Source organism: Rhizobium sp. TH135 (assembly GCF_002855515.1).
Classification (GTDB): domain Bacteria; phylum Pseudomonadota; class Alphaproteobacteria; order Rhizobiales; family Rhizobiaceae; genus Allorhizobium.
The window spans coordinates 427129-440281 of record NZ_PKRP01000002.1; the positions used below are offsets into that span (position 1 = coordinate 427129).

Annotated in this window: 8 protein-coding genes; 1 reads left to right on the forward strand and 7 read right to left on the reverse strand. The window is 60.6% G+C overall.

Going from position 1 to position 13153, the window contains the following annotated elements:
• Positions 1-2: 2 nt before the first annotated feature.
• From C0V73_RS07065 to C0V73_RS07085, 5 genes are all read right to left on the reverse strand, one after another.
• Entirely contained in the window at positions 3-455 is a 453-nt protein-coding gene (locus tag C0V73_RS07065; RefSeq protein WP_102019291.1) for a DoxX family protein, read from the reverse strand.
• 11 nt (positions 456-466) lie between these two features.
• Positions 467-2344, reverse strand: a complete 1878-nt coding sequence (locus tag C0V73_RS07070; protein ID WP_102019292.1) for an amidohydrolase — start codon at positions 2342-2344, stop codon at positions 467-469.
• A 49-nt stretch (positions 2345-2393) separates the two neighbouring features.
• Positions 2394-2651: a XapX domain-containing protein gene (locus C0V73_RS07075; RefSeq protein WP_102019293.1), complete on the reverse strand. Its 258-nt coding sequence runs from the start codon at positions 2649-2651 to the stop codon at positions 2394-2396.
• 149 nt (positions 2652-2800) lie between these two features.
• Complete coding sequence (locus C0V73_RS07080) at positions 2801-3457, reverse strand: hydrolase (protein ID WP_102019294.1); 657 nt, start codon at positions 3455-3457, stop codon at positions 2801-2803.
• Between the two features lie 151 nt (positions 3458-3608).
• Positions 3609-4361 carry an AraC family transcriptional regulator gene (locus C0V73_RS07085; RefSeq protein ID WP_245407899.1) on the reverse strand — a complete coding sequence of 251 codons (753 nt, stop codon included), beginning with the start codon at positions 4359-4361 and terminating at the stop codon, positions 3609-3611.
• A 342-nt stretch (positions 4362-4703) separates the two neighbouring features.
• Here C0V73_RS07085 and C0V73_RS07090 point away from each other — a divergent pair, with 342 nt between their 5' ends.
• Positions 4704-9755: an ATP-binding sensor histidine kinase gene (locus C0V73_RS07090; protein ID WP_172450091.1), complete on the forward strand. Its 5052-nt coding sequence runs from the start codon at positions 4704-4706 to the stop codon at positions 9753-9755.
• Between the two features lie 464 nt (positions 9756-10219).
• Here the strand turns inward: C0V73_RS07090 and C0V73_RS07095 are convergent, their stop codons facing one another.
• Positions 10220-12370: an ATP-binding protein gene (locus C0V73_RS07095; RefSeq protein WP_102019297.1), complete on the reverse strand. Its 2151-nt coding sequence runs from the start codon at positions 12368-12370 to the stop codon at positions 10220-10222.
• A complete protein-coding gene (locus tag C0V73_RS07100) occupies positions 12367-13107 on the reverse strand; it encodes a response regulator transcription factor (RefSeq protein ID WP_102019298.1) in 741 nt (246 codons plus the stop codon). The genes C0V73_RS07095 and C0V73_RS07100 overlap by 4 nt, the downstream gene beginning before the upstream one ends.
• Positions 13108-13153: the final 46 nt, after the last annotated feature.

The following is a 13153-nucleotide window of genomic DNA, read 5'->3' on the forward strand; positions in this document are numbered from 1 at the left end:
GCCTAGGCCGGTTTTTTGGACGTTTGACCGCTCGCATCCATGCCGGCGACGAGAAGGAAGGCGGCGACCAGACCGAGATGCTCGAAGAAGGCATTGGTGGCGCCCGTGCGTGCCGGACCCTCCGGCATCGTCCAGAACTGCAGGGCGATGAAGGTCGCCGCGAGCGTGAAGGCAGCCAGCGCCAGGGCTCCGGCGAGGCGATGAAAGCCCGTGATGACCATGGCGGATGTCACGAGCTCGAAGGCAATCACGCCGGCTGCAAAGAGGGGTGCCGGCAGCAGGCCGAAATGGGTCATTTCCTGAATGGCGCCTTCGAAGTCGAGGAGCTTCGTCAAGCCACCCTGGATATAGGCCGAGCAAAGCGCGCTCAGCATCAGGACCTTTGCCGTCGACCCGTTGAGCACATTGCGGCGCGTCGGCGGAGTGGTGTGTTCGAAACGTGTGATTGTTGTCATCGTCTTGTTCCCTAAACGGCCCAGCAGGAGCAGCCGAGCGCACCGAAAAAGCCTTTGAGATCGCTGATGGGCAGGCTGGCGGTCCAGGCGCCGGCATGGTCGTGACCATGCACGCCGCAGTCGTTGGCGCAGCCGCAGGACGAAATCGCATGGCGGCGCAGTGAGTTCTTGCCAGCCCCTTGCGGCTCGCCCCAGCCGGCATAGCCGCCGAAGGTTCTGACCGGCGACCAGTCGGGCATGGCAGCAGGGAGTGGCGGCGCATCAATGCCGCTGAAGTCACCGGCGCCGTAGACAACCTTGCCGCCGACGATGGTGAGGTCGGAGGTGAGGAAGGAGATCTCGTCCTCCGGGCAAGAGAAGTAGTCCTTGCTCGGCACGATCAAGTCGGCAAATTGACCGGCCTCGATGCGGCCCTTACGCCCTTCTTCATTGCAGAACCACTGAACCTTCTCGGTCCACATGCGAAGCGCCGTTTCCCGGTCGAGGCAGTTCTGTCTGGGATAGAGGTTCATGCCGCCCACGGTCTTGCCTGTGATCATCCAGGAGAGCGAGACCCAAGGGTTGTAGGAGGCAACACGGGTCGCATCCGTGCCCGCCGAAACATGCACGCCGCGATCGAGCATCTTGGCAATCGGCGGCGTCGCTTCGGCGGCACCATGGCCGTATCGCTCAACGAAATACTCGCCCTGATAGGCCATGCGGTGCTGCACCGCGACACCGCCGCCGAGAGCCGCCACGCGGTCGATCGAACGATCGGAAATTGTTTCCGCATGGTCGAAGAACCAGTTGATGCCATCCAGCGGCGTATCGCGGTTGACCTTTTCGAAAACGTCGAGCGCCCGCGAGATGGTCTCGTCATAGGTCGCATGCATGCGCCAGGGCCAGCGGTTCTGCGCAAGCACCCGCACGACCTCTTCAAGATCGCCTTCCATCTCCGGCGGCATGTCCGGACGTGGCTGGCGAAAATCCTCAAAATCGGCGGCGGAGAAGACCAGCATTTCGCCGGCACCATTGTGGCGGAAGTAATCGGTGCCCTGCTTGTAGGTGACCGAGGAGGTCCATCGGAGAAAGTCTTCCTTCTCCTCCTTCGGCTTCTGGGTGAAGAGATTGTAGGCGAGGCGAACCGTTAGCAGGTCCTCGTCCGCCAGCTTCTGGATGACGGCATAATCATCCGGATAGTTCTGGAAACCACCGCCTGCATCGATCACGGCCGTCACGCCCAGTCGGTTGAGCTCACGCATGAAATGGCGCGTTGAGTTTACCTGGTAGTCGAAGGGAAGCTTCGGTCCCTTGGCGAGCGTCGCATAGAGAATGCCAGCATTGGGTTTGGCGAGCAGCAACCCGGTCGGATTGCCGGCGGAGTCGCGCGTGATCTCGCCACCCGGCGGATCCTTGGTGTCCTTGGTGAAGCCGACAGCGCGAACGGCGGCGGCATTGAGCAGCGCGCGATCATAGAGATGCAGCAGGAAGACGGGCGTGTCTGGTGCGATCGCATTGATCTCGTCGATCGTCGGCAGCCGCTTCTCGATGAACTGATGTTCGGTGAAGCCGCCGATCACCCGCACCCATTGGGGCGCAGGCGTCACCGCCACCTGGCGTCGCAGCATGTCCATGGCATCGGCCAGTGAGCGGATGCCGTCCCAGCGCAGTTCCATGTTGAAATTCAAGCCGCCGCGGACGACATGGGTGTGATTGTCGTTCAGGCCGGGCAGGACGCGTTTTCCGCGCAAGTCGACGGTCTTAGTCTGCGGACCGGCATGTTTCATGATCTCGGTGTCGCTGCCGACAGCGAGAAACTTGCCATCCTTGATCGCGATCGCCGTCGCCGACGGATTGGAGCGGTCAAGCGTGGTCACGAGTCCGTGGTAGAGGATGAGGTCGGCGTCCATCACAGTATTCCTTCTGAATTGGGAGGGCTTCGGTACGCGTGCGAGGAGCTCAGCCCGCCCGGTCCTGCGGCCTACGAGGCTCGCTGAGGTCGGTCGTCGTCCGCGTTTCACTGTGCTTCGGGAGCGATGTCGTGATCGGTTGCCGAACGAGAGCGCCTCTGGCGAGTGGCACGATCTGCTCGCCGATGAGGATGCCGAGCAGGCCGACCAGCGCGATAACCGGCGGAGCAGGGGAGCGCACGTTAAGGACGCCGTAGATCACGCCGACGAGCAGCCCTGCTGCGAGTGAGATGAGGTAGAGTTTCATCACCGTTTCCTTTCGGCGTGAGATCGAATGCATGCGTTGGTGCTGCGAACGTGTCGTCCACCTACGCCTGGCGCGGGAGGGGAACCGCGCCAGGCGTGGTTGGTCGCTCCGGTTGGGAGGCGGAACGCGGAGCGACCGGCGGGACGGGGTCAGTGGCCTTCGGCGGCGTTGAACATCGTCTTGGCGTAGGTGACGCCGAGGCCATAGGCGCCGCCGAGCTTCTTCGCGATGCCGGTGGTTGCCTCGTAGGTTTCAGCCCGAGCCCAGTCGCGCTGCAGTTCAAGCAGATACTGGAGCGAGGTCATCGGCTGGGCGCCGGCCTGCACCATGCGGTCCATGGCGCGGTCATGCGCTTCCGTGCTGACATCGCCGCAAGCATCGGCGATCACGTAGACCTCGAAACCCTGGTCGAGCGCCGAAAGGGCCGGGCCGACGATGCACACGCTCGTCCAGAGGCCGCAAAGCACGATGCGCTTCTTGGCGATCCGGTTGACATCGGCGATAACGGCCGCGTCTTCCCAGGTGTTCATCGACGTGCGGTCGAGCATCGGCTGACCCGAGAAGGTGCTGGTGATCTCGTCGAACATCGGGCCGGAGAAGCTCTTCTCGGCAACGGTGGTCAGGATCGTCGAGACGTTGAAGGTCTTCGCGGCATTGGCAACAAGCGCTGCATTGGTGCGCAGGTTGACGGCATCGATGCTCTTGGTGGCAAAGGCCATCTGGGACTGAAAGTCGATCATGATCAGCGTGTGATCGGCGGCGTTCAGAAGGCGGGCGCCGGGGGCGGCTTTGGCTTGAATGGTCATTTTCGTTTCCTCGGTGCTTGGGAGAAGCAGTGACGAGGAGAGAATGCCTTGGACCGAGGTCGGTCTCTTGTCGGTTACTAAGCCGTTTTGGACGTTTCGCTGATCTCCAGCGGTTGTCCTTGACGCTATGGGCTCGGGAACGGCAGCGCGTTCAGTTCCTGTGCCGGCGATAGTCGCCGGGGGACATGCCGGTATGGCGCCGGAACGCGCGCCCGAAAGCGGCCTGCGAGGAGAAGCGGCAACGGAAAGCGATTTCCGCAAGCGAGAGGGTCGGGTCTTCCAGGAGTTGCTGCCCAAGCAGCAGCCGTCGATTGGCCACGTACTCCGACGGGGACTGCCCGAGCGCTGCCTTGAATGACCGGGCAAAATGATAGCGGCTTAGGCAAGCGACTTCGGCAAGCTCCGCCACAGTCAGATCGGCTTCCAGGTTTTCCTCGACATAGTCGATGACCCTGTTTCGTCTGGCCGGGCTCAAGGCGCCGTTCACGTCTGCCGACGTGACTGCGAGGCTGTTTCCCGAATAACGCGAGAGAAGATGCAGAGTAAGCGCCATGGAGAGTTGTTCGACGAGCAGGTCCCCGGCTGCCGTTTCGTGGCGCATTTCCTGAAGGACGCGCACACAGATCTGCCGGACAAATTCATCGGCTACGTCTGCCAGATAAGCGATGTCGCCGGATGCGACGGGCTGCGATGTCAGCTCACCGACCGTGGCGAACTGGTGCTCGGGTAGATAGAGATGCAGGATCTCGGGCAATGCCTCGGTGATCCGGATGGAATCTTCCTGGACACCGATCGGGCAGAACCAAAGCGTGCCGCTGCGGACCGCCGTCGACTGAAATCGACCGTCACCCCGGCGATGCACGAAGCCCGTCGGCGTTCCCTGGAGAGCCAGGGTGATCTCCATCTGGGTGCTGCAAATGTCGGGTATTTCGCAGGCTGGATGCGCACGCACCTCCGCGCCCAGATTACGCCACCGCCGATCCACAGAAGAGTTGATGACACCCGCCTGAGGGAATTTGAAAATGCCATGATCGTGTAGTGACGACATGCGCCTTTGCCCCTCTATAAGCATTTATCATAAAACTCCGATTTGCTGTCCGCAATGCCAAGTTTTCGCATTCGCAGCAAACTCGGCCTTTACGACAGCACGTGGGGCAAAGACAGTCTTGGCTCGTCGATGTTACGACAGCACAATGGGCAACCACGTCGGGTTATGACCATGCTCCAAGTAGCCAGAGATAGCGGAATGTTCGATCGAGCGTGGCTTCGAGCCTGCAATCAAACTCTTGTCTGGCAGTCTGCCGGAGCAAGCTTCTATCGTCTGTCGCAAGACGATGGCGAATGGGATGCGCTCTTTCTCCCCCGATCCAGGGAGCCGGTGCGCTCGCCTCAGGCCGACCTGCGCCTGCGCCGCTATGCAAATGCCGAGATCTGGCTCGATACCCCCGCCGCCATTCTCGAAGAAGACGAACACCGGGTACTTGTCTTCGATACACAAAGCATCTTGCTTGGATTGTTGTCACCTTCGCCCGTTCCGCTGCAGGAGTTCCTGCCACGGGCGCTATCCATGGTTCGGGCGCTTGCCGCAGCCCATGCTGATGGCGCACCGCTCGGCTCTCTCCATCCGATCGATTTTGCCATCGATGAAAAGGGTGCTGTGCGTTTGCGAGCGATGCCCGCCACGGCCTCCGCCCAGACACTCGGCGTGATCGACGAGATCATCTATCGGGCGCCCGAGCAGTTGCGACCGGTTGCACCGCAGTGTGACAGCAGGAGCGACCTTTACGCGCTCGGCATGATCCTCTTCAGGCATCTGACAGGCATCTTCCCACTGGCAGCCAACTCGCCGGTCGAATGGCGTCATGCTCATCTGGCACTAGCACCCATGGATGCCAGCAGCATGTTCGCAGATCTGCCGCCGGTGATTGGACAGATTCTCAAGCGGCTACTCGCGAAAGAGCCGGCTGCTCGCTATCAGTCCGCCCTGGCACTGGAACTTGACCTTTCGCGCTGTGATCAGGAATGGCGCGAGAACGGCGCGATCAGCCAATTCGAGATCGGACGCGTCGACGCGCCTTTCGCACAGCTCTTGACCTCTTCGCTCTTCGGCCGTGGCGACGAGGAACAGATCCTCGCCAATGTACTCGATCGGTTCCTGGTTCATGGCAAGCCGTCGATGATCTCGGTGCATGGCCAACCCGGCGTTGGCAAGTCGAGTCTCATCCAGAGTCTTGCCAAGATGGCCGATGATAGGGCCCTGTTCATCCAGGGCAAGAGCGACCAGCATCAGTCGGAAGTCCCTTATGGTCCAATCGTGCAGGCCGTTAGCGCCTTCATAGACGAAGCAGTCCGCGCGGATCATGTGACCCTTGCATCACTTCGAAAAGCACTCGCCCGCGAGCTTCAGGGCAATGCATCCTTGCTGGTCGATCTCCTGCCAGCCGTGGAAATTCTGACCGGACCCCAGGCGAGCCGGATCGAGATACCAGGGCCAATGGTCCAACTCCGCTTGCAGCGGGCCTTGCGCACGGTGCTATCGGTCGCGGCAGCGACGATCAGCCCGATGGTGCTGTTTCTCGACGATGTCCAATGGGCTGATGAAGCCACCCGCTCCTTCCTGTCGGTCCTGGTGAACGAGCCAGTCACCGGGCTTCTTCTGATCGTTGCCCGGCGCGAGCAGTCCGGTGAAGCTCAAGGCCTGTCCGACCGCTTGATGGCGGAGGCACGCGTTTCGATGGCTGAGTTGGCCGAGCTTTATCTGCGGCCGCTCTCTCTCCAGTCCACACGGCAGATGCTCGAAACGATTTTTTCGGATGCCCCGGATGCTCTCACCGATTTGGCCGAAACGCTGCATGAGAAGACCGGTGGAAATCCCTTCTATCTTCGAAGACTGCTGCAGGCACTCGTTCAGGATGGCGTCGTCTATTTCTCGCCGGCCGAGAAGGCCTGGCTGTGCCGCGTCGAAGACGTGGCACGTTATCCAGCGAGCGAAAACATCATCTCCTTCGTCACAGCCCGTCTCGAGAAGGAGGGGCCAGAGGCACTCGGTCTTCTGCAGACGATGGCCTGCATCGGTCCGGAAGCAGAAAAGGCCGTGCTCGCCAGGGCGCTTGGGCTGTCCGACGAAAACCTGCAACAACTTGCCGCTCCTCTGGCGCGTTCGGGCTTCGTCGTGCTGTCGCCTTCAAAACTCAGCTTCGCCCATGACCGCATTCAGGAGGCTGCCTATTCCCTAATGGACGAGGCGACGCGGCGTGATCGCCATCGTCATCTGGTCGAGGTGATGATGGCGATGTGGGACAGTGGCACCAATGCCGCGGCCTTCGCGATCGCCAACCAGATCGAGCAATCTCGGGCCGAAGATCTGCCGCTCGAAATGCGAAAGCCGTTCATCGAGGCGCTTCTGGCCGCTCTCGCTCATGCAAGACGTTCCGCAGCCTTTGGTCAGGCGGTCCGCTACGGCGAGACGGCGGTCAAGTTGATCCGGGAGGACGTTTGGACAGACGACTACGGCCTCTCATTCCGCGCGCATACTCAGCTGTGTGAGGCTTTACTGGGATCTGCCTCGCTCGAAGCCGCAGAACGCCGGCTCAACGAGCTCCTGCCATACGCGCGATCCGCACTCGACAGAAGCGCTGTCTTCCGCCTTCGCGCCAACCTGCTGACGCTGAAATCCGATTACGATGGCGCAATCGACGAAGCGTTGCTGGGTCTCGACGAACTCGGCGTGAAGCTAGCACGCGGGTCGAGCGAAGCGGAGCAGGATGATGCCTATCGCGCCATCCGGCGGCGACTGGACGGGAGGCAGATTTCCGACCTCGAACACATGTCTCTCACGGAGGATCCGCGCATCAGGGCCGCAATGTCGCTGCTGGCACCACTGATCTCATCGGTTTTCACGACGGATGGGCTGCGCTTCCTGCATCTCGCCAAAATGGTCGAGCTCACACTCGATCATGGCGCCAGCCCGGAATCCACCCATGGCCTTGCCTGGTTCGGCGCCATGATCTCCGACAAATACGACGCCTATGCCGACGGTCTGAGCTTCGGACTCGCCGGCCGCGCGCTTCTCGATAAATACGGCTTTGAGGAGCATCGGACGTCTGTCCTGCTTGCCGTTGACCAGGTCTCGCCTTGGACCCGCTCGATGCCCTACGCCCTGGAACGCGTGCGCGAAGCGCTCGATGCGGCCCATGCGGCGGGCGATGTTGGCTGGGTGTGTTATGCACGCAATCACTTGGTTTCCGACCTGATTGCGATGGGCGAGGAAATCCCGAAGATCCGGCGAGAGGCGGAAGAGTCGATCGCGGTTACCCGGCGCTTTGGTTACACCGACATCGAGCATATTCTGGCAGCACAGCTCCGTCTGGTCGTCGATCTCGCGGACGGGCAGGGCTCTGTCCAGTCGTCAGAAAGTCTCGTGCAGACGGCCCCCGTGGTTTCCCCGACTACCGCTTTCTGGGTTGCCTTCTATGAAGGTACCTCGCTCTACTACAACGGAGCCTATGCGGAAGCGGTCGACAAACTGATGGCCGCCGACGCATTGAGCATCTTCCTGCTTGCCCATATCGACACGGGTATCTGCAAGTTCTATCTCGGCCTCGCTCTTGCTGCCCGCGCACGAGACGCATCCGCAGAAAGAACCGCCGATGATCGTCTCGACGAAGTCCGCTCCCGTCTCGCGCTCTGGGCAGACCTCAATCCCTTGAACTTTGCCGACAAGCTGCTGCTTCTCGATGCCGAGATTGCCCGCAGAAACGGAAATTACGCCGAGGCGCTTGTCCTCTACGAAAAAGCCGCCGCCGCTGCACGATCCTCGCGCTTCGAGCATGAGCACGCGCTGGCGCTTGAGCGTGCCGGGGCCTGCTGCCTGGAGATGGGCAATCGCATCAGTGCCAATGCCTATTTGTCGCTTGCCTCGGAAGCCTATGAGCGCTGGGGCGCAGGACGCAAGGCAAGAAGCCTCAGGAGTTCTTTTGCCGTCGATTCAGAGCGGCGTCCGCCTATCGCCTCTGGCCTGGCTTCGGCCACCGGCGACCTGGAGACAGTCCTTGGCACCTCGCTCGCGCTCTCGGAAGAGATTGTTCTCGATCGGGTGATCGAAACCCTGATGACGCGAATGCTGGTTCATGCCGGCGCCAATCGGGGGCTGTTGCTGAAGATCGCCGATGGCAAGCTGGAGGCAGAGGCGTCCGCCTGGACCGAAGGAGACAGCGTGCGCGTCAGCACCATAAATCCGGATCGCTATGGCCTGAGCCCACCCTATTCGGTGATCGACCGCGCCCTACAGACACGAACCCCATTCGTGATTTCCGGCTCCGACTTCGGAGCCTGGGCCGCCGACAAACAATCCGCCACCGGACGCTCGATCCTCTGCGTGCCGCTTCTGCGCCGTGGCGAACTGACCGGCCTGCTCTGCCTTCAGAACGACTATCTGGAGGGTGTTTTTGCTGCTGACACCGTGGCGCTCCTCAAGCTTCTGGCCTCTCAAGCGGCAATCTCTCTGGAGAACGCCAGGCTCTACACCAAGCTGCTGCAGGAAAACGAGCTTCGCGCACGCAGCGAGCAGGCGCTTGCCGGCGCCAGAGCCGAACTCGAGAAGAACGCCCGCCTGACGCTGCTCGGCGGTATCGCCGCCTCTGTCACGCATGAGCTCGGCCAACCTCTGTCTGCGATTGCCTCAAACGCCGGCGCCGGCCTTCGCTGGTTGAGCCGCGCCGAACCGGATATCGCGGAAACACTGAGCGTGCTGACCGAAATCGAGACCAGCGTCTCGCGTGCTCATGACATCATCCGCGCTTTGCGGGCACTCTCCAAGCAGGCCCCGAAGGTCGAGGAGATTGTCGACGTCAACGAGGTCATTCTGGAAGTGTTGCGCATCGCACGATCCGAGGTCGAGCGCCATGGCACTGAAATCCGTCTCGACCTTTCCGCGGACGAAGCCACCGTGCTGGGCGATGCGACGCAGCTCAAGCAGGTGGTGTTGAATCTCGTGCACAACGGTATGGAAGCGATGAACGAACTTCCTCGCCATAGACGCAAGATCGAGATTGCCTCGACATATACCGAAACCGAGATCGTGGTGACGGTACGAGACTTCGGCAGCGGGATCCCCCCAGAGATCGCATCTCAGATCTTCGAACCCATGTTTACGACCAAAGCTTCAGGGATGGGCATGGGCCTTGCGATCTGCAAATCCATCATCGATGCTCATGAGGGCGTGATGAACGCTACTGGGGCGAGCGTTGGAACGACATTTACATTTTCGCTGCCAGTTCACCGCAAAACGGCCATCTGATATCAATTGCGCAAGCGGTGGGCCCCCGCGTGTTCACTATCGTTGAGCAAGATTGTGGCCGGAAAAGACAACAAGGCTATGGATATACCGCATGCTGCGAAGGTCCCCAGCCAATTTTTCGCGAGGCCCGTTTCGGAACGACGGATGGGCTAAAGGACAGCAGCCGGGATTGCTCAAGTAGTTGAGAAGGCGTCGCTTTTTTCTGTAAGAAATAGTCGCTGATTTTCAGCGAAAAACCGGCCTAAAATGGCCCGCCTGGAGAACCTGGATTCTCACATGATTTCAAAGGCTTAAGAACATGGCCTTTGATTTTCCTCTGTTTTCCTGCCGCGAGCGACCGTGGATGCCATCTTTGTGCCCTGGCTTTGGGCCGACGTCAACATGGCGGGAGAGCGGCAATTATTTCCGCTTTCGGTTATCCAGGTTCCTGTGATGCTCGGTTGAATGGTGAGGGCTAAAGGCCTTCAATGGTGAGCTCGGACCCGCTCGTGTTCAGCCTGCCACGACGTCGCATCCGACTTCGACGGAAGGAAACAAAGCTCCACGCGTGTGCCTTCGCCTAAGCGAGAGGTGATCCTAACTTCACCACCAGACTGGCGGACGAATCCATAGACCATGGCGAGCCCGAGGCCTGATCCTCCGGTTTTCGACCTCGTGGTGAAGTAGGGTTCCATCGCTTGGTCTAGAACTTCGGGCGACATGCCGACACCTTCGTCGATGACTGCGATGGTGACCGTGTTTGCCTCCCCGCGCGCTTCAATTCGGACTGTTCCGCCATCCGGCATTGCGGCCGACGCGTTGAGGCAAAGATTCAGAATGGATTGCTCGAGCAGCGCGGGATCAAGGCTAACGGTTGGCAGATTGGCGGCGAGCTCCAGCTCCAGACGATTGCGGGCGCCAATTGCCATTTCCAGAACATCAGCCATCCCTTGAAGGATCGAGGCGATGTCTATCGAGGCTGGCCGTATCTGCTGCTGGCTACCGACGGATAACATGCTGGAGGCGAGTGCGCGCCCTCGTTCAGCGGCCTTTCGTATGCGCCCGAGGTGCCGCTTCTGCCGTTCGGTGAACTCTGGTTCGCGCTCCAGTAGGCCAAGACTGCCGGTGATGATGCCGATCATATTGCCAACCTCGTGGCTTACCTGATGCGTCATGCGCATGACCACATCCAGGCGCTGGGCGCGGGCCGCCTCGATCTCCTGGCGATCCATGGCCGTCACGTCGCGGGCGAGCAGGACCACGCCGCCGTCAGGTTGCCTTGAAGCAGAAATCTCCACCACCTGGTCGTCAACAAACCGGTGCCGCAGCATCTGACGCTCCACAAGCGAGCCGCTCTCGTTTTCGTTTGGCATGAGAAGCGGATCGATCTCCGGGACCGTTCCAACGAACCGGCGCAGCGTCATTTTTCGCGACGATCCCGTTTGGCGCATCAGTTCGATGATGCGACGGTTCATCGTGATCGGTCGGCCAGTCGGATCGAAGAGGGCAATGCCTTCATTCATCGACCGGAAAGTGGATCGGATAGTCCGAGCAGCGGCTTCTGCCGTGCGTCTCAGACGGGACACGCGATCGACGCTCTCCTTAAAAGCGCGAAACGCGTCGAGCAAGCGGATCAGTTCCGTCTCCGTCCCGGCATAGACCGGTGGTCCGACATTTTCCTCTCCACGTGCCAAGGCATTCATGCCGCGCGACAGGTCACCAATGCCGTGCGATACGCGCATGACCGAGCGGATGGAGAGAACTGCAAGGATGACGACCGCGAAGGATGCAAGCACGATCATAAAAAGCAATTGGCGCAGGGCACTGGAGGTTGCCTCAAGATTCTGGTTCAGAGCGTTTGCAACCATTTCGCTCTGAGTTTCCGTCGCATGTGACAGGTCACGGGAGACGGTATGCAGGCGTGAGACGGATGCGCGGATGGTGAACATCTCCAGGAGGTAACGGGTCTGTGCCTCAAAGATCCGCCGGTAGGGTTCCAGTTGCTCAGGCGAGACCCTCAAGTTGGGGCCTGGTACCAGCATTCGGACGGTCGTCTCTGCCACGAAGCGTCGTTGAAGTTCGCCAAGCTGGAAGAGACTGTCCGACGTGGAGGCTGATTGTGCGATATCGTTCAGACGCTGCCGTAGCTCCTGATCCTGAATGGCGCGAGCGGTCGCTATCTCTCCGAGTGCGACGGCCGCTTCGGCCTTGTGTACCTGTGCGGCATCTGCATTTGCCGCAAGTGCCAGTGTCTGGGCCTCGATGCTCTCAAGCAGTTCGATGATCCGGTGAGCGCCGGTGCCTGGCATGGCAGCGCCCGGCTTATCCGGTGCCATGGTCTGAAGAAGTGTGCCCACCTGGGCAACCACTGCGCGGCTTTCACTCGAGACACGGTAGGGGGACGTTGCATTCATCAGGAAAGGTGCGCTCGAAACGAGGTCGGAAACCTGCCTTGAGACGAGCGAGGCCTTGGCGAGACTTGAGAAGGCCTGCACACTGTAGGCCGACATTTCGCTGCGCGCCCTCTGTAGACCATAGATGGCGACGGTCGACAGGAGGAGAACCGAGACGCAAATGAATGCGATTGCGAAGGGCAATCGAAAGGCGATGGACGAGAGGAATGCGCGGTTGATCAAGGCACCAATCCAGCGTCGTCTGTATGCAAGACATAGCCCTTGCCGCGCCGGGTCTGGATATGGCGTGGGAGGTCTGGGTTCCGCTCGATCTTACGCCTGAGACGCAGCACCAGGACATCGACGTTGCGATCAACGAAACGGTCGGAGTCAGCGCCCATACGGTCGAGAATCTGGGCACGGCTCACGGGGGTGTTCGGCGTCTCGGCGAGGATCTCGAGCAGGGCAAACTCGGCTGCTGTCAGCGTCTTTGTCGGATCGACGAGGCAAACGGCACGGCGTTGACTGAGATCGACGGCCCATTCGCCGAGCCTGAGCGCGGTTGACGCCTGATCGCGCTCACTCTCCCTGTCGTGGCGAAGTTGCGGATGGGTCCGACGGAGAACGGCCTTGATCCGTGCTGTGAGTTCGTTCGGTTCGAAGGGTTTGACCACGTAGTCATCCGCCGCAGTTTCGAGCCCCAGCACCCGATCGGTCGCGCTTCCCGCTGCCGTCACCATGACGATACCGACATCGGTCTGCGCCCTCAAACGCTGCGCGAAGGCTCGGCCCGAAAGGCCCGGTAGATTGTGGTCGACCAGAACCAGTTGTACGGTTTCATGCTGCATCCGTTCCTGTGCCGCTTCGGCAGAGGGGGCGGTCACTGGTATCCAGCCTTCTGCCTCCACCAGATCACAGATAAGCTCCGCCATATCCGGATCGTCCTCGACGATCAGAATTTTTACCCTCTGGTTCAACACGTTGCAGTCCTCCCATGGGCATCATAACCGGGCAGGGAGAAAACGC